The 16,983-nt window shown below is 68.7% G+C and carries 18 protein-coding genes and 2 riboswitches; of the genes, 15 read left to right on the top strand and 3 right to left on the bottom strand.

The genetic code is table 11. The features are described from left to right. Window positions 1-165: 165 nt before the first annotated feature. The 11 genes from BMX96_RS04770 to BMX96_RS04720 all read left to right on the top strand — a co-directional run bounded on the left by BMX96_RS04770 (window position 166) and on the right by BMX96_RS04720 (window position 12,404). Complete coding sequence (locus BMX96_RS04770) at window positions 166-1,167, top strand: ABC transporter substrate-binding protein (RefSeq protein WP_073129356.1); 1,002 nt, start codon at window positions 166-168, stop codon at window positions 1,165-1,167. 4 nt (window positions 1,168-1,171) lie between these two features. Continuing rightward, entirely contained in the window at window positions 1,172-1,975 is an 804-nt protein-coding gene (locus tag BMX96_RS04765; RefSeq protein ID WP_091844485.1) for an ABC transporter ATP-binding protein, read from the top strand. Then, entirely contained in the window at window positions 1,972-2,730 is a 759-nt protein-coding gene (locus tag BMX96_RS04760) for an ABC transporter permease (protein ID WP_073129354.1), read from the top strand. Before BMX96_RS04765 ends, BMX96_RS04760 begins: the two co-directional genes overlap by 4 nt. A 60-nt stretch (window positions 2,731-2,790) precedes the next feature. After that, window positions 2,791-3,726: a Gfo/Idh/MocA family protein gene (locus BMX96_RS04755; protein ID WP_236736959.1), complete on the top strand. Its 936-nt coding sequence runs from the start codon at window positions 2,791-2,793 to the stop codon at window positions 3,724-3,726. Window positions 3,727-3,811: 85 nt separating this feature from the next. Next, window positions 3,812-4,342 carry a 2Fe-2S iron-sulfur cluster-binding protein gene (locus BMX96_RS04750; protein WP_091844484.1) on the top strand — a complete coding sequence of 177 codons (531 nt, stop codon included), beginning with the start codon at window positions 3,812-3,814 and terminating at the stop codon, window positions 4,340-4,342. Next, the gene (locus BMX96_RS04745) at window positions 4,339-5,310 is read left to right on the top strand and encodes an FAD binding domain-containing protein (protein WP_091844483.1); all 972 of its coding nucleotides are present in this window, start codon (window positions 4,339-4,341) and stop codon (window positions 5,308-5,310) included. Before BMX96_RS04750 ends, BMX96_RS04745 begins: the two co-directional genes overlap by 4 nt. Beyond that, the gene (locus tag BMX96_RS04740; RefSeq protein ID WP_091844482.1) at window positions 5,307-7,484 is read left to right on the top strand and encodes a xanthine dehydrogenase family protein molybdopterin-binding subunit; all 2,178 of its coding nucleotides are present in this window, start codon (window positions 5,307-5,309) and stop codon (window positions 7,482-7,484) included. Before BMX96_RS04745 ends, BMX96_RS04740 begins: the two co-directional genes overlap by 4 nt. 193 nt (window positions 7,485-7,677) lie before the next feature. Continuing rightward, on the top strand, window positions 7,678-9,399 hold the full coding sequence (locus BMX96_RS04735; protein ID WP_091844829.1) for an ABC transporter ATP-binding protein: 1,722 nt from the start codon (window positions 7,678-7,680) through the stop codon (window positions 9,397-9,399). A gap of 70 nt (window positions 9,400-9,469) precedes the next feature. Then, window positions 9,470-11,248, top strand: coding sequence for an SLC13 family permease (locus BMX96_RS04730; RefSeq protein ID WP_091844481.1), 1,779 nt, complete (start codon window positions 9,470-9,472; stop codon window positions 11,246-11,248). Further along, window positions 11,248-11,595: a hypothetical protein gene (locus tag BMX96_RS04725; protein ID WP_091844480.1), complete on the top strand. Its 348-nt coding sequence runs from the start codon at window positions 11,248-11,250 to the stop codon at window positions 11,593-11,595. Before BMX96_RS04730 ends, BMX96_RS04725 begins: the two co-directional genes overlap by 1 nt. A 59-nt stretch (window positions 11,596-11,654) precedes the next feature. Beyond that, window positions 11,655-12,404: a YebC/PmpR family DNA-binding transcriptional regulator gene (locus tag BMX96_RS04720; RefSeq protein WP_091844479.1), complete on the top strand. Its 750-nt coding sequence runs from the start codon at window positions 11,655-11,657 to the stop codon at window positions 12,402-12,404. A 95-nt stretch (window positions 12,405-12,499) separates the two neighbouring features. Here the strand turns inward: BMX96_RS04720 and BMX96_RS04715 are convergent, their stop codons facing one another. Together BMX96_RS04715 and BMX96_RS04710 are read right to left on the bottom strand one after the other, a co-directional pair. Beyond that, the gene (locus BMX96_RS04715; RefSeq protein WP_236736958.1) at window positions 12,500-12,727 is read right to left on the bottom strand and encodes a cytochrome oxidase subunit III; all 228 of its coding nucleotides are present in this window, start codon (window positions 12,725-12,727) and stop codon (window positions 12,500-12,502) included. Beyond that, window positions 12,724-12,996 carry a DksA/TraR family C4-type zinc finger protein gene (locus BMX96_RS04710; RefSeq protein ID WP_091844478.1) on the bottom strand — a complete coding sequence of 91 codons (273 nt, stop codon included), beginning with the start codon at window positions 12,994-12,996 and terminating at the stop codon, window positions 12,724-12,726. The genes BMX96_RS04715 and BMX96_RS04710 overlap by 4 nt, the downstream gene beginning before the upstream one ends. 99 nt (window positions 12,997-13,095) lie before the next feature. On the opposite strand from BMX96_RS04710, the gene BMX96_RS04705 reads away from it, so the two are divergent. After that, the gene (locus BMX96_RS04705; RefSeq protein ID WP_091844477.1) at window positions 13,096-13,692 is read left to right on the top strand and encodes a LysE/ArgO family amino acid transporter; all 597 of its coding nucleotides are present in this window, start codon (window positions 13,096-13,098) and stop codon (window positions 13,690-13,692) included. Then, window positions 13,689-14,579, top strand: a complete 891-nt coding sequence (locus BMX96_RS04700; RefSeq protein WP_236736957.1) for a DMT family transporter — start codon at window positions 13,689-13,691, stop codon at window positions 14,577-14,579. Before BMX96_RS04705 ends, BMX96_RS04700 begins: the two co-directional genes overlap by 4 nt. Here the strand turns inward: BMX96_RS04700 and BMX96_RS04695 are convergent. Next, complete coding sequence (locus BMX96_RS04695) at window positions 14,524-15,162, bottom strand: gamma-glutamylcyclotransferase family protein (RefSeq protein ID WP_091844476.1); 639 nt, start codon at window positions 15,160-15,162, stop codon at window positions 14,524-14,526. The two genes, BMX96_RS04700 and BMX96_RS04695, sit on opposite strands and share 56 nt — an antisense overlap. Before the next feature lie 61 nt (window positions 15,163-15,223). After that, a riboswitch (glycine riboswitch) is annotated at window positions 15,224-15,309 on the top strand. Between the two features lies 1 nt (window position 15,310). Next, window positions 15,311-15,382, top strand: a riboswitch (glycine riboswitch). A gap of 47 nt (window positions 15,383-15,429) precedes the next feature. Here BMX96_RS04695 and gcvT point away from each other — a divergent pair. Beyond that, complete coding sequence (gcvT, locus tag BMX96_RS04690) at window positions 15,430-16,566, top strand: glycine cleavage system aminomethyltransferase GcvT (protein WP_091844475.1); 1,137 nt, start codon at window positions 15,430-15,432, stop codon at window positions 16,564-16,566. Window positions 16,567-16,571: 5 nt separating this feature from the next. Beyond that, window positions 16,572-16,937, top strand: coding sequence for a glycine cleavage system protein GcvH (gene gcvH / locus BMX96_RS04685; protein ID WP_073129342.1), 366 nt, complete (start codon window positions 16,572-16,574; stop codon window positions 16,935-16,937). Window positions 16,938-16,983 lie beyond the last annotated feature (46 nt).

Genomic DNA, 16,983 nt, shown 5'->3' with positions numbered 1-16,983 from the left:
GTTTTTCGGCAGGGCGCCCATTTTGGCAGCATTTTCTTGACCGGCGGTCTGAGAAGCCGCAGCCTCGCCGGGCGGGCTCTGGCCATCGCGCGCGTCTCTGGCATCACTCGGGCGCCAACCATACGCGGACGGCAAACCGTCCCGCAACGACCAAGGGGAAAACACATGCTGCACCGTACGATCCTGGCGATGGGCCTGCTGGGCGCCACCGCCGCCCACGCGCAGACCGACCTGCCATTTGCGCTGGACTGGAAATTCGAGGGCCCCGCCGCGCCCTATTTCGCCGCCATCGACCAAGGCTTCTACGAGGAAGCGGGCCTGAACGTCACGATCGAGGCCGGCTCCGGCTCGCTCGACGCGATCCCGAAGGTGGCGACCGGCGCGTTCCCGGTGGGCATGGCCGACATCAACAGCCTCGTGCGGTTTCTCGACCAGAACCCCGGCGCGCCGGTGATCGGCGCCATGATGCTCTATGACAAGCCGCCCTTCGCGGTGATCGGCCGGGCCTCGCAGGGGATCGACGGTCCGAAAAGCCTTGAGGGCAAGGTTCTGGGCGCGCCGCCGCCCGACGGCGCCTGGGCGCAGTTCCCGATCTTCGCCGCCGAGAACGACATCGACGTGGACGCCATCACGGTCGAGCCCGTGGGTTTCCCCACGCGCGAGCCCATGCTCGCCGAGGGCGAGGTGGACGCCATCACCGGCTTCAGCTTCACCTCCTACCTGAACGCCGCCCGCCTGGGCGTGCCGGAAGATGACTTGGTCACCCTGCTGATGGCCGATTACGGCGTGGACCTCTACGGCAACGTCATCCTCGTCAATACCGAGTTCGCCGAGGCCAACCCCGAGGTGATCGAGGGCTTCCTGTCGGCCACCGCGCAGGGCTGGGCCGCCGCCGTTGCCGACCCCGCCGGCGTCATCCCGTCGTTGATCGAGCGGAACCCGGCCGCCGATGCCGAGCTCGAGCAGCGCCGGCTGGAGCTGGCCATCGACGCCAACGTCCTGACCGACGCGGTGCGCGAGAACGGCTTCGGCGTCATCGACGACGACCGCTTCGCCAGCGCGCTGGAGCAGATCGGCACCACCTACGAGTTCCAGTCCGAGCCGGACGCGTCGCTGTATTTCACCGACGCCTACCTGCCCGAGGGCGGTTTCTCGCTGACCGAGTGAGCGCGTGACCGACGATCCGCTCATCGACATCCGGGGCGTGCGGCACACCTTCCGCACCGCCTCGGGTCCGCTCAAGGTGCTCGACGGGCTCGACCTGTCGGTGCCCGAGGGCGGGTTCGTCGCCGTGGTCGGTCCGTCCGGCTGCGGCAAGTCCACGCTGACCCGGCTGGTGGCCGGGCTGATGATCCCGGACGAAGGCGCGGTGCGCGTCCATGGCGCGCCCGTCACCGGCCCGCGATCGAACGTGGGCATGGCGTTCCAGAATCCCGTGCTGCTGGAGTGGCGCAGCATCCTCGACAACGTGCTGCTGCCGCTCGAGATCGTGCCCACCAAGCTGAGCAAGCCCGAGCGCGAGGCCCGCGCCCGCCGCCTGCTGGCGCTGGTGGGGCTGGAAGGGTTCGAGAACAAGCGCCCGTCCGAGCTGTCGGGGGGCATGAAGCAGCGCGCCTCGCTCTGCCGCGCGCTGATCCACCAGCCCGAGGTCCTGATCCTGGACGAGCCCTTCGGCGCGCTGGACGCTTTCACGCGCGAGGACCTGTGGCAGACCATGCACCGCGTGAAGGAGGAAGAGCCCTTCACCGGCGTGCTGATCACCCACGACCTGCGCGAGTCGATCTTTCTGGCCGACCGGGTCGTGGTGCTGTCGGGGCGTCCGGCGCGCACGCAGTTCACGCTCGAGGTGCCCGATACCGGGCGCCGCACGCTCGACCACCTCTACACCCCCGAGGCCGCCGAGATGCTGAATACCCTGCGCCACCAGATCGAGATCGCGCAGGGACGTGCGCCCGCCGCGCAGGCCGCGGAATGAGCGCGCGCAAGATCCTCGTGCCGCTGGCGGCCATGGTCGTGTTCCTCGCGCTGTGGGAGCTTCTGGTCTGGGTCATGGGCTGGCCCAACTACAAGATGGCGTCGCCGTCGGACCTGATCCCGGCCTTCCAGCGCTACTGGGGCCTGTTCCTGGAAATGGGATGGCAGACGCTGTGGCGCACGGTGGTCGGCCTGCTGCTGGCGGTGGTTTTCGGCGTGGCGCTGGGCATGATCATGGGCTTCTCGCGCACCATGCGCGACGCGCTCTACCCCCTGCTTGTGGGGTTCAACGCGGTCCCGAAGGCCACCGTCGTGCCGATCGTGGCGCTGATGTTCGTGGGATGGCACGATTTCAACACCGTCCTGATCGCCTTCATGATCAGCTTCTTTCCCATTGCGGTGTCGGTCAGTATCGGCCTGTCGACGCTGGAGCCTGAATACCGCGACATCCTGCGGTCGCTGGGCGCGTCGCAGGCCACGATCTTCTGGAAGATCGCCCTGCCCAAGACGCTGCCCGAGTTTTTCGGCGCGCTGAAAGTCTCGGTCACGCTGGCCTTCATCGGCACCAACCTGATGGAGATCGTGTCGCCCCACGGGCGCGGGCTGGGCGCGCTGTTCGATTCCGGCAAGACGAACTCGGACTACCCGCTGATGTTCGCGGTGCTGATCGCCTTGGCCTTCCTGGGCATCGTTCTCTACTACATCGTCGTCGCGCTCGAGCGGATCTTCGCGGGCTGGGCCGACCGCACGGTCTGACTTGCGGGCCGGGCGCGCGTCCGACAGGTTGGCGGCGCCGCAACACCGGAAGGCCGCCCCATGACCGACACAGCCGCCATGCCCATCGCCATCGTCGGCGTCGGCAAGATCGCCCGCGACCAGCACATCCCGGCCATCGCCGCCGACGACCGGTTCACGCTTGCCGCAACGGTCAGCCGTTCGGGCGGCGTCGAAGGTGTCGAGAATTTCGAGACGGTCGAGGATCTGCTGGGCGCGCGGCCGGACATCCCGGCGCTGTCGCTCTGCATGCCGCCGCTGCCCCGTTTCGCGGCCGCGACCGCCGCGCTGGCCGCCGGGCGCCATGTCATGCTGGAAAAGCCGCCCGGCGCCACGGTGGCCGAAGTCTTCAAGCTCGACCGGCTGGCCCGCGCGCGCGGGGTCACCCTGCACGCCACCTGGCATTCGCGCTGCGCCGATGGCGTCGCGGCCGCCCGCGCGTGGCTGCGGGACCGTCAGATCACCCGCCTGCGCATCGACTGGCGCGAGGACGTGCGCAAGTGGCACCCGGGGCAGGACTGGATCTGGCAGGCGGGCGGTCTGGGCGTGTTCGACCCGGGCATCAACGCGCTGAGCATCATGACCGAGATCCTGCCGCACCCGCTGCACCTTTCGGGGGCCGATCTGCACTTCCCCGAGAACCGCGAGACGCCCATCGCCGCCGACCTGCGCTTCGCCGGGCCCGGCGGAATCGACGCCAGCGCGGGCTTCGACTGGCGCGAGGAGGACGGCGAGGTCTGGGAGATCACCGTCGACACCGATGCGGGCGAGCTGCGCCTCGTCGACGGAGGCGCCCGGCTGCTGATCGACGGGACCGAACAGCCGGTCGAGGGGCCGGGAGAATACCCCGCGCTCTACCACCGCTTCGCCGAGCTGATCGAGACGGCGCAAAGCGACGTGGACCCCGCGCCGCTGATTCACGTGGCCGACGCCTTCATGCTGGGCAGGCGCATCGTGGTCGAGCCGTTTCACGATTGAACTTGCCGCCTGTCCGGGCTTCTGAGGAACCAACCCGGCGCAAGGACCCTTTTGGTTGCAAGCATCCAACGCAAAAGGGGCCCCCATGCAAATCACCCTCACCGTGAACGGTGCGGCGCGCGAGGTCGATATTGATCCGCGCACCACGCTGCTCGACGTCATGCGCCATCACCTCGACCTCACCGGCTCGAAGAAGGGCTGCGATCACGGCCAGTGCGGCGCCTGCACGATGCTGGTCAACGGCCGCCGCATCAACGGCTGCCTGTCGCTGGCCGTCATGCATGACGGAGACGAGATCACCACCATCGAGGGCCTGGGCGACCCGGGCAACCTGTCGCCGCTCCAGGCCGCCTTCGTGCGCAACGACGGCTACCAGTGCGGCTATTGCACGCCCGGTCAGATCATGTCCGCGAAGGGCATGTACGACGAGTTCAACAAGGGCTGGCCGTCGCATGTCAGCGACGATCTGACCGCCGAGCCCAACTTCTCCACCGCCGAGATCAAGGAACGGATGAGCGGGAACCTCTGCCGCTGCTCGGCCTATCCCGGCATCTGCAAGGCCATCGAGGAAAGCGCCGAAGAAGAGGGTCTGACCACAAGAAAGGCCGCGGAATGAAAAGCTTCGACTACGTACGCGCGTCGGGCATCGCCGACGCACAGGACACCGCCGGGCGCATCATCGCCGGCGGCACCAACCTGATCGACCTCATGAAGCACCAGATCGAAACGCCGCCCAAGCTGGTGGACGTGACCCGTCTGGAAATGACCGAGATCGAGCAATCCGCCCATTCGCTGCGCATCGGCGCGCTGGTCACAAATTCGGACCTCGCCGCCCATGACACGGTGCGCCGCGACTACCCGGTGTTGAGCCGTGCGCTGCTGGCCGGTGCGTCGGGGCAGCTACGCAACAAGGCGACGACGGGCGGCAACCTGCTGCAACGCACGCGGTGCCCGTATTTCTACGACACGACGCAGCCCTGCAACAAGCGCGCGCCGGGCAGCGGCTGCCCGGCAAAGGAGGGGATCAACCGGATCCTTGCCGTGCTGGGAACGTCGCCAAACTGTATCGCCACGCACCCCTCGGACATGGCGGTGGCCATGCGGGCGCTGGACGCGCGGGTCGAAATCGAAAGTCCCAATCGTGGGACCGAGATGCTGACCCTCGACGAGATGTACGTCCTGCCGGGCGATGACCCGTCCAAGGAAACCGTGCTCGAGGCCGGCGACCTGATCACGGCCGTGCACCTGCCGCAGCCCCCCAAGGGCAAGCAGACCTACCGCAAGGTGCGGGACCGCTCGTCCTATGCCTTCGCTCTGGTCAGCGTCGCGGGGATCGTCGATGTCGAGGACGGCAAGATCACCGAGGCCGCGCTGGCCTTCGGCGGCCTGGCGCCGCGCCCCTGGCGCGACGGCGCGGTCGAGGACGTCCTGGTGGGCGAAGCACCGTCCGATGCGCTTTTCGACAAGGCCGCCGATGTCCTTCTGCAGGACGCGCAGGGCTTCGGCGAGAACGATTTCAAGATACCGCTCGCCCGCCGCACGCTGAAAGCGGTGCTGGCCGAGCTGACGGGGGTGACCCAATGACCGAACATCTGAAGATGGACCAGGTGCAGCCGCACCTTCTGGACGAAACCGGACAGGGCGTGCTGAGCGTGCCGATGCCGCGTCCCGAAGGCCCGCTGAAGGTGACGGGCCGCGCGCCCTACGCCGCCGAGTACAAGGCCGAGGGCATGGCGACCGGCGTGATGGTCCGCGCCGCCATCACCAAGGGTACCTACGCCGTCGACACCGCGTCGGTCGAGGACATGCCGGGCTATCTGGGCGTGTTCACCGACAAGATGGTGCGCAACGCGGCACAGGGCACCATGGGCACCAACCCGGCGCAGATGGGCGACAAGATCCTGTATCTCGGGCAGCCCATCGCCGTCGTCGTGGCCGAGACCTTCGAGCAGGCGCGCGACATCGCCGCCGTGCTGAAGGTCGACTACACCGAGGACGACGACGCCGTTTGCGATTTCGACGGCGTGAGCGACTGGCCCGACAGCGACAAGCCCGACCAGGGCGACCTGGACCAGGCCATGTCCGACGCGACCTTCACCGTCGACAGCATGTACACGACCAAGCCCCACAACTCGGCCGCGATGGAGCCGCACGCGGCGCTGGCCGAGTGGGACGGCGACAAGCTGACGCTGCACGGGTCGTTGCAGATGCTGGGCTACAACCGCGACGAGGTGGCGGATTCGCTGGGCATCGACGCGAAAAACGTGCGCCTGCTGGCACCCTATGTGGGCGGCGGCTTCGGCTCCAAGCTGGGCATGTCGCCCGATTGCGTCGGCGCCGCGGTCGCGGCCAAGGCGCTGGGCCGGCCCGTCCGGGTGGTCCTGAGCCGCAACAACGTGTTCGAGATGATCGTCCTGCGCACCGCGACGCGGCAGCGCCTGCGTCTGGCCGCCGACAAGGACGGCAAACTGCTGGGCCTGGGGCAGGAGAACTGGCAGTCGAACCTGCCCGACGAACCCATGGCCGAACCCGTCGACCTGGCGACCCACTTCCTCTACGGCGGCGAGAACCGCCGTTACGGCCAGCACGTGGCGATCCTGAACCGCCCCGCGTCGGGGTCCGTGCGCGCGCCAGGCGAGGCCGTGGGCATGCTCGCGCTGGAAAACGCCATGGATGAGCTGGCCGAGAAATCGGGCATCGACCCGATCGAGCTGCGGTTGCGCAACATCCCCGAGAAGCACCCCGAGACCGGCGTGCAATACTCTGCCCGTTCGCTGGCCGAGGCGCTGACCGAAGGCGCCAAGGCGTTCGGCTGGGACAAGCGGCAGAAGGCCGGCACGCGGCGCGAGGGCGAGTGGTATATCGGCATGGGCGTCGCCTCGGCCGCGCGCACCAACATCCTGATGGAAAGCCGCGCCAACGTGACGCTCAACCCCGACGGAACGGCGCTGGTGCAGACCGACATGACCGATATCGGAACGGGCACCTACGCCATTCTCGGCCAGATCGCGGCCGAGATGCTGGGCCTCGATCCGCAGAAGGTGACCGTCGAGCTGGGCGATACGGACCTGCCGAAAAGCTCGGGCTCGGGCGGTTCCTGGGGCGCGGCCTCGGCGGGCTCATCGGTGTTCCTGGGCGCCAAGGCGATCCGGCGCAAGCTGGCCGAGCGGCTGGGCTGCGATGTCGAGGCACTGCGGTTGCAGGACGGCGTCGCCACCGGTGGCAACAACCGCCGCCCGCTGGCCGAGCTGATGGACGCGCCGATCACCGAAGAAGGCCATATCGAGCCGGGCCAGACCGACGAGGACTTCCACCAGGCCGGCTACGGTGCGCATTTCGCCGAGGTCGCCGTGAACGCGGTGACGGGCGAGGTGCGCGTGCGCCGGATGCTGGCGGCCATGGCGGCCGGACGGATCCTCAACCACCAGACCGCGACCAGCCAGGTCTGGGGCGGGCAGATCTGGGGCATCGGCACCGCGCTGACCGAGGCGATCGAGCACGATCCGCGTACGGGCCACGTGGTGAACAACGACCTGGCCGAGTACCACGTGCCGGTGAACCTGGACGTGGGTGACCTCGAGGTGATGTTCATCGACGAACGCGACGACGCATCGAGCCCGATCCAGGCCAAGGGCATCGGCGAGCTGGGGCTTTCGGGCGCCGGGGCTGCCGTGACCAACGCGATCTACAATGCGTGCGGTGTGAGGGTGTACGACTATCCGGCGACGCCCGACCGGATCTTCCCTCACCTGCCCTGAGCCATGACCGGGCCGCCCGCCGATCGGGCGGCCCGCTTTTTTCTGTGCCCTGCGATCCCTTTGGACGGGTGGTGCCTCGGTCCGGTGGACGCCCCGCGGCAAAGCGGCTAGACAGCGCCGACCGCCTGCAAGCAAGGGACCACGCGTGAGCCGGGCCAGCCGCCGCACCAATTCGCCCTACAGCGACCGCGCCATGTTCGCCCGCTTCTGGCGCGATTACCTGCGGCCGCATACGCGCATGGTGATCCTCGCCGCGATCCTGATGACGATCGAGGGCAGCACGCTGGGCGCGCTGTCCTACATGCTGAAGCCGGTCTTCGACCTGGTCTTCGTCGCGGGCCGCGAGGATGCGATCGTCTGGGTCGGCCTCGGGATCATGGGGCTGTTCGTGCTGCGCGCCGTGACGGGCGTGGCGCAGAAGGTCATCATGACCCGGGTGGCGATCCTGACCTCGACCAAGATGCAGGACGACCTGCTGGGCCATGTCCTGACGCTCGACAATGCCTTCTTCCAGAAGATGCCGCCGGGCACGATGATCAGCCGCGTGATCTCGGACGCCGAACAGACCCAGGGGCTGTGGCAGGCGCTGATCCTTGGGGCGGGCCGCGACGTCATCAGCCTCGTGTCGCTGTTCGTGGTCGCGTTGCTGATCGATCCGGTCTGGACGGTGGTCGCGATGGTCGGCACGCCGCTTCTGATCCTGCCGAACATTTTGCTGCAAAGGTATCTGCGCCGCAAAAGCGCGCGGTTGCGCGACATCACCGCCGACCGGACCACCCGGCTGGATGAGGTGTTCCATGGCATCACGCCGGTCAAGCTGAACGCGCTGGAGGCCTACCAGACGCGCCGCTTCACCAAGCTCACGGGCGATTTCGTCCGCGCGCAGGTCAAGACGGCCGCGGGCGCCGCCACGCTTCCGGGGCTCATCGACATCGCGGTCGGGCTCGGGTTCTTCTGCGTCCTCGTCTACGGCGGGCAGGACATCATCGACGGCGAGAAGACCGTGGGCGATTTCATGTCCTTCTTCTCGGCCATGACATTGGCGTTCCAGCCGCTGCGCCGCCTGGGGTCGCTCGCGGGCACCTGGCAGCGCGCGGCCGCCAGCCTGGAACGGGTGTTCCAGCTGTTCGACACGACACCTACCGTGGAGGCGCCCGGCGCCACGGCGAAACGTCCCGACCTGCCGGACACCACCATCCGGTTCCACGACGTCGCGCTGTCCTACGGCGACACCGACGTGCTGCGCGGCGCCGCGTTCACGGCCGAAGACGGGTCGACCACCGCGCTCGTGGGGCCATCGGGCGCGGGCAAAAGCACAGTCTTCAACGTGCTCACCCGCCTGGCCGAGCCCCAATCGGGCCAAGTCACGATCGGCGGGATGGATATCCGCGACATGGAGGTCGGCGGCCTGCGGTCCATGATTTCGGTGGTGACGCAGGACGCGATCCTGTTCGACGAAACCATCCGCGAGAACATCCTGCTGGGCCGCACCGACGTGTCCGACGACGCGTTGCAGGCGGCGCTGGACGCGGCCTTCGTCACCGATTTCCTCGACACCTTGCCGCAGGGGCTGGACACCCCCGCCGGGCCGCGCGGATCGGCCCTTTCGGGGGGGCAGCGGCAACGCGTGGTCATCGCGCGGGCGCTTCTGCGCGATACACCCATCCTGCTTCTGGACGAGGCGACATCGGCGCTGGACACCGTGGTCGAGAAGAAGGTCCAGAAGGCGATTCAGTCGCTGTCACAGGGCCGCACCGTCCTGGTAATCGCGCACCGGCTGTCCACGATCACCGCCGCCGACCGGATCGTGGTCATGGACGCGGGCCGCGTGGTCGAGACGGGGACGCACGACGATCTGCTTGCCGAGGCAGGGCTTTACGCGCGACTTCACTCGCTCCAGGTCGAGCGGAAATAGCCCGCTTGCACCCCGGCGTGCGGCCCGCGTAACGTGACGCGACGCCCCTAGCGCAAAGCCCTGGCCCCCGATGCTCACACTTCCGCTCGATCCGGCCATCCAGGCAATTCTGGCCTTCGCCGTCGTGATCGTGATGTTCGTGCTGTTCGCGCGCGAGACCTATCCGACCGAGGTCGTCGCCATCTCGGGCGCCGCGATCATGTTCGCGCTGGGCCTTCTGCCCTACGAGGCCGCGCTCGAGGTGTTGTCGAACCCCGCGCCCTGGACAATCGCGGCGATGTTCCTGATCATGGGCGGGCTGGTGCGGACGGGGGCGTTGCAGGCCCTGACGGAACTGGCCGATGCGCGGGCCGAGGACAACCCGCGGACCGTTTTGATCCTGCTGCTTATCGCGGTCGCGCTCGGGTCGGCCTTCATGAACAACACGCCCGTGGTCGTGGTGATGATCCCGGTCTTCGTGCAGCTGTCGAAGCGCCTGGGCGTGGCGCCGTCCAAGATCCTGATCCCGCTCAGCTATGCCGCGATCCTGGGCGGCACGCTGACGCTGATCGGCACGTCGACCAACCTGCTGGTGGACGGCGTCGCGCGGGCGCAGGGGCTCGAGCCGTTCTCGATCTTCGAGATCGCGCCGCTGGGTCTGGTGCAGGTGGCGATCGGCGGGACCTTCATGGCGCTGGTCGGACGCAGGCTGCTGCCCGAGCGGCACAGCCTTGGCGTCATGCTGTCGGACCGGCGGCAGATGAAGTATTTCACCGAGCTCGCCATCCCCGAAGGCTCGGGGCTGATCGGCCGCCCGGTGCTGGAGGTCGAGCTGTTCAAGCGCGAGGGCGTGCGCGTGGTCGACGTGCTGCGCGGGGACGCCTCGCTGCGGCGCGACATGAACGGCGTCGAACTGGCCGCGGGCGACCGCGTGGTGCTGCGCACCCAGATGTCGGAGCTCCTGAGTCTCCAGCAGAACCGCGACCTGCGCAGCGTCGACCAGCTGGGCTCGGTCGAGACGGAAACGGTCGAGGTCCTGATCACGCCGGGCTGCCGGATGATCGGGCGCAGCCTGGGCGCGCTGCGCCTGCGCCGCCGATACGGCGTCTATCCGCTGGCCGTGCACCGGCGGAACCAGAATATCGGCCGCCAGCTGGACGAGGTCGTCGTGCGCGTGGGCGACACGCTGCTTCTGGAAGGCAACGGCGCCGATATCAGCCGGCTGGCCCAGGACATGGAGCTGGTGGACGTCTCGAAACCGACCGACCAAGCGTATCGCAGGCAACGCGCGCCCTATGCTGTGGGCGCGCTGGCGGTGGTGGTCGTCCTGGCCGCGCTGGGCGTGGCGCCGATCCTCGGGCTGGCCGTGATGGCCGTCGCCGTTGTCCTGCTGACCCGCTGCATCGACGCGGACGAGGCGTTTTCCTTCGTCGAGGGCCGGCTGCTGGCGCTGATCTTCGCCATGCTCGCCGTGGGCGCGGGGCTCGAGGCGTCGGGCGCGGTGGCCATGCTGGTCGGCTGGCTGTCGCCTCTCTTCGCCGACCTGCCGCCCGTGCTGGTGCTGTTCTGCGTCTACGTCCTGGCCAGCACGCTGACCGAGATGGTGTCGAACAACGCGGTGGGCGTGATCCTGACGCCCATCGCGATCCAGCTGGGCACGTCGCTGGGCATCGACCCGCGCGCGCTGGTGGTGGGGGTGATGTTCGCCGCCTCGGCCGCGTTCTCGACGCCCATCGGATACCAGACCAACATGCTGGTCTATGGCCCGGGCGGCTACCGATTTTCCGACTACCTGCGCGTGGGGATCCCGATGAACCTGCTTCTGGCCTGCACGGCCACCCTGACCATCCCGCTGATCTGGCCGCTGTGATGCGCTGGATCGTCCTTCTCGCCTGCCTCGCCACGGCCGGATGCGCCACCGGCTCCGCGCCCTCGGCATCCGGCGGGGCCGGGGTGCGGCCCGTGGCGGTGACCCTGTTCCGCGACACGGTCACGGCACGGATGAGCGACGGGGGTCTCTGCACCGGCGTGCGCGAGGGCCGGGCGGGGCCGTGGTCCACCACGCTGGCGGGCTGCCCCCAGACCTGGCCGGTCGCTGTCCTGCGGCCGACCGGGCGGCCGCGCCTGCCGCTGGCGCCCGCCGCGGAGGCGCCCTGGGTCACGATCACCCCGCCGGATCGCCCCGCCCTGGGCTTCGGCCCGCGCGTGGGGTCTTGATGCGCCCGGCCCTCGCGGCCTATATCCCTGCCGATCCAGGATACATGATGAGGTAAGCCATGGCGGGCCATTCCAAATGGGCCAACATCCAGCATCGCAAGGGCCGCCAGGACGCCGCCCGGTCGAAGCTGTTTTCCAAGCTGGCAAAGGAAATCACCGTGGCCGCCAAGATGGGCGACCCGGACCCCGACAAGAACCCGCGGCTGCGCCTCGCGGTGAAGGAGGCGAAATCGTCGTCGGTGCCGAAGGACGTGATCGACCGCGCCATCAAGAAGTCGCAGGGCGGAGACGCCGAGAACTACGAGGAAATCCGCTACGAGGGCTATGGCCCCAACGGCGTGGCGATCATCGTCGAGGCGATGACCGACAACCGCAACCGGACGGCCTCGACCGTGCGCTCGACCTTCTCGAAGAACGGCGGCAACCTGGGCGAGACGGGCAGCGTGTCCTTCATGTTCGACCGCAAGGGGCAGGTGATCTACCCGGCCGATGCAGGCGACGCCGATGACGTGATGATGGCCGCGATCGAGGCCGGCGCCGAGGACGTGGAAAGCTCGGAGGACGGCCACGTGATCTGGTGCGCCGACACCGACCTGAACGAGGTGTCCACCAAGCTGGAAGAGCAACTGGGCGAATCCGAGACCACGAAGCTCGTCTGGCGGCCGCAGACCACCACCGAGATGGACCTGGACGGCATGCATAAGCTGATGAAGCTGATGGACGCGCTGGACGATGACGACGACGTGCAGAACGTCACCGCCAATTTCGAAGCCTCGGACGAGGTGATGGAACAGCTCGGCTCGGAGTGAGCCGCCCCGATCGCTGGCGCGATGCGAGAGGCGCTGCCTCTCGCGCTCTCCGAGGTATTTACCGAAAGATGAAGGGGCGGGCCGCGGGTCCGCCCCTAGTCGTTCCGGAAGAAGGGAACGATGAAGGCGATGCAGGCCAGCAGGAACAGCACGCTGCCCGCGAGCGCCCAGGGGCTGCCGATGCTGGCCACGATGAAGGCGCAGGCCGAGCCCACGAAGAGCAGCCAGCCGATGAAGTCGATCTGACGGTTGGTGATCCTGCGTCGTCCGTCGTCGTGGCGGTGGAAGGCGAGCTTTTGCGGGCCGCGGGGCTTGCGGCTCATTTCAGCTGGCTGTCCTTGCTGCCGCGCCGGTTGATGCCGCCGCGCGCATTGTAGCTGCCGTCACGTTCCTGCTGGCAGTCGATGCAGAGCTGCACGCCGGGTTTCGCCGCGCGCCGGGCCTCGGGGATCGGTTCCTCGCATTCGGCGCAGTGGGTGCGGCTTTCGGCCTTCGCCCGTGCCTGCGCCGCGCGCATGCGCTGCAATTCATCCGAGATCGAGGCTTCGATCTGTTCGTTCACGGCCCCGTCGCGGGCCCATCCGCCTGCCATGGCTGATCCTCCTGTCGCGGGAGCGAAACGCGCCGCGCGCGCGCCCGTTCCGCTCACCCCACGCTTGTCGCCCCTCGGCCTTGGGTCTAGCAAGGGCGAATGAACGCCCTCCTGTCCGGCTTCGCGCTGGGCTTTTCCCTTATTCTCGCCATCGGCGCGCAGAACGCCTTCGTCCTGCGCCAGGGGCTGAGACGTGCCCATGTGCTGCCGGTTGTCCTGACCTGTGCCCTGTCCGACGCGGTGCTGATCACGGCGGGCGTGGCCGGGTTCGGCGCGCTGGTGCAGGCCGCGCCCTGGATTACCCCGGTGCTGAGCTGGGGCGGCGCGGCCTTCCTCGTGGTCTACGGCGCGTTGGCCATGCGCAGCGCCATCGCGGGCGGGGCGGCCATGCGGCTGGACGACGGGCCGCGTGAAAGCCTGCGCTCGGCGGTGCTGACATGCCTCGCGCTGACCTGGCTGAACCCGCATGTCTACCTGGACACCGTGGTCCTGCTGGGGTCGGTCGCGGCGGGGTCCGATAGCCGCCTGCTGTTCGGCGCGGGCGCGGTGACGGCGTCCTTCGTGTTCTTCTTCGGCCTGGGCTACGGCGCGCGGCTGGTGGCGCCGCTTTTCGCGCGGCCGGTGGCGTGGCGCGTGCTCGACGCGCTGGTGGCGGCGGTCATGTGGGCCATCGCGCTGAAGCTGGTGTGGCCATGAGCGGCGGTCAGAACCGGCCCGTGGCGGGCGCGCTGTGGATGCTGGTCACTGGCCTGCTGTTCGTGGCCGTGACCGCCACGGTCAAGCACCTGGGCGACCGGGTGCCCGCGCCCGAAGCGGCATTCCTGCGCTATCTGCTGGGGCTGGTCTTCCTGCTGCCGATGCTGGGCGGGCTGCGCCAGGCCCGGCTGGGCCGGCGGGCGCTGACGCTGTTCTCGGTGCGGGGGCTGGTGCACGCACTGGGTGTGATGCTGTGGTTCTATGCCATGACGCAAATTCCCATCGCCGAGGTGACGGCGATGAACTACGTCTCGCCGGTCTACGTCTCGCTGGGCGCCGCGCTGTTTTTGGGCGAGCGGCTGCGCTGGCCGCGCATGGGCGCGATCGTCGTGGCGCTGATCGGCGTGCTCATCATCCTGCGGCCCGGTTTCCGCGAGGTGAGCACCGGCCACCTGGCCATGGTCGGCACCGCGATTTTCTTCGCCGGGTCCTACCTGATTGCCAAGATCATGTCGGACGAGGTGGCGCCGTCGGTGGTGGTCGCCATGCTGTCGATCTTCGTGACCATCGGGCTGGCGCCCTTCGCGGTGGCGGTCTGGGTCTGGCCCACCTGGTCCGAGCTGGGCTGGCTGTTCCTGGTGGCGACGCTGGCCACCACCGGGCATTTCACCATGACGCTCGCCTTCCGCGCGGCGCCCATCACGGTGACGCAGCCCGTCACCTTCCTGCAGCTGATCTGGGCCACGGCGCTGGGATACTATGCCTTCGGCGAGGGGCTGGATGCTTTCGTGGTCCTCGGCGGCGTGATCGTCATCGCCGCCGTGCTGGTCATCACCCTGCGCGAGGCGCGGATGCGCGCGGTGCAGGAGCCGGCCCAGACGCCCTAGGCTCGGGCGTGGCCAGCGCGGTGTCCTCGGGCGCGATGAACCGCGCGCCAAGGCGCCGCAGCCAGTCGTCGGTCAGGGCGCGGGCCGTGTCGCCCGTGTCCTGCGCGCGGGGATAAAGCGGCCGGTCGCGGTCGGTGGCCACCGGCAGGTCCCACCCGTCCGTCGTTTCCATGAAGCGGGCCACGCCCGCGGGGCCGAACTGGTCGAGGAAGCCGCGCACCACCACGTCGAGATAGCTGAGCAGGATTGGGCAGGGCGTCTCGGCCCCCGTGGCGTCGGGGATCGCGTAGACCGCCACCTGAGCCGCGGGGCCGAGGTCATGCTCCAGCCCCAGAGCGTCCAGCCGGTCGTAGCCCCGTTCGCGATGGTCGAGCGCGGCCCAGTCGGCGCCGGGCACCGGCGCCACCAGCCCGTCGATCGCGTGGCCCGGCGCGCGATGGGCCGTCAGGAAGGCCGCCGGGCGCAGCCGCGTGGCCCGCCAGCGCCGCCGCCAGCCGGGCAGGCGGGCGCGTGCCACGGGGCCGTAGTTGTGCGAGCCGATGTTCACCAGGCTGCCGTAGCCGAAGAAATAAGGGTCGTTCATGGGGGCCGAGCTAAGCGCGCGCCCGGGTCTTGGCAAGGGCCGCGGAATTGTGGCATGAGTCATGATAGCGACGGGAGACACTGGATCCCAGGGCCGAAGGAGCAACCGCCCCGGTAAACTCTCAGGCAAAAGGACCGCCGCTGACAGACACTCTGGAGAGTCCCCGGGCCACATGCCGGGGCGCCGAAGGGATAGCGATCTCAGGCGCAAGGACAGAGGGGGCATCTTCGCTGGGCGCCGCGCGCCCGTTTGATGCCGGAGGGGCCGATGGCCGACCAAGACCTGAAGACCACGCCGCTGCACGCGCTGCACGCCGAGCTGGGCGGCCGCATGGTGCCCTTCGCGGGCTACGAGATGCCGGTGCAATACGCCCCCGGCGTCATGAAGGAACACGTCCACTGCCGCAGCCATGCGGGCCTGTTCGACGTGAGCCACATGGGGCAGGTCATCCTGCGCCCCGGTTCGGGCGACGTGGTCGATGCCGCCCGCGCGCTGGAGTCGCTGGTGCCGCAGAACTTGCTGGGGCTGGCCGAGGGGCGGCAGCGCTACGGGCTGTTCACGAACGAGGCGGGCGGGATCCTCGACGACCTGATGATCGCCAATCGCGGCGACCACCTGTTCCTGGTCGTCAACGCCGCCTGCAAGGCCGACGACATCGCCCACATGCGCGCCCGCCTGCCCGGGGACGTGACGGTCGAGGAGATCACCGACCGCGCGCTGCTCGCGTTGCAGGGCCCCGATGCCGAGGCCGTGCTCGAGTCGCTGGCGCCGGGCGCGGCGGGGATGTCGTTCATGGATGTCCGCACGCTGGCCTCGGACTGGGGCGATCTGTGGGTCTCGCGCTCGGGATACACGGGCGAGGACGGCTTCGAGATCTCGGTCCCGGCCGACCGGGCCGAGGCGTTCGCGCGCGCGCTGCTGGATCACGACGCGGTCGCGCCCATCGGGCTCGGGGCGCGGGATTCGCTCCGGCTTGAGGCTGGGCTTTGCCTTTACGGAAACGATATCGACGCGAGCACGACGCCGATCGAGGCCAACCTGCTTTGGGCGATCCAGAAGTCGCGGCGGCCGGGCGGCGAGCGGGCCGGCGGTTATCCCGGCGCGGACGTGATCGGCGCCCAGATCGACTCCGGGGTCCAGCGGCTGCGCGTGGGGCTGCTGCCCGAAGGGCGCGCGCCCATGCGCGCCGGCACGCCGATCTTCGCCGACGAAGCCGACGCCGATCCCATCGGTGCCGTCACATCGGGCGCCTTCGGCCCGTCGATAGAGCGGCCCATGGCCATGGGCTACGTTTCGATTGACCATTCCGACGTCGGCACCAAACTCTGGGGCGAAGTGCGCGGCAAGCGCCTTCCCGTAACCGTCCAGTCCATGCCGTTCCGACCGGCGACATACAAAAGGTAGACCCGATGAAATTCACCGAAGAGCACGAATGGCTGCGTCCCGAGGATGACGAGGCGGATGTCGTCACCGTCGGCATCACCGAGCACGCGGCCGAGCAGCTTGGCGATCTCGTCTTCGTCGAACTGCCCGAGGAAGGCACCACCGTCGCCAAGGAGGACGAGGTCGTGGTGATCGAGTCGGTGAAGGCCGCCTCCGACATCATGGCGCCCGTCGATGGAGAGATCATCGAGGTCAACGCCGCCCTGGTCGAGAACCCCGCGCTAGTGAACGAGGACCCTCTGGGCGCCGGCTGGTTCTTCAAGATGAAGGTCGCGGATATCGGCGATCTCGACCAGTTGATGGACGAAGCCGCCTACAAGAAATTCATCTGAGCGGCCCCGATTTTTCCTGCGAAAAATCGCCCGCGTTCGACGGAGA

It is taken from the genome of Palleronia pelagia, assembly GCF_900110115.1.
GTDB classification, from domain to species: Bacteria; Pseudomonadota; Alphaproteobacteria; order Rhodobacterales; family Rhodobacteraceae; genus Palleronia; species Palleronia pelagia.
Note: the sequence above shows the minus strand (reverse complement) of the source record. Positions and strands in the feature narration are given on the sequence as shown.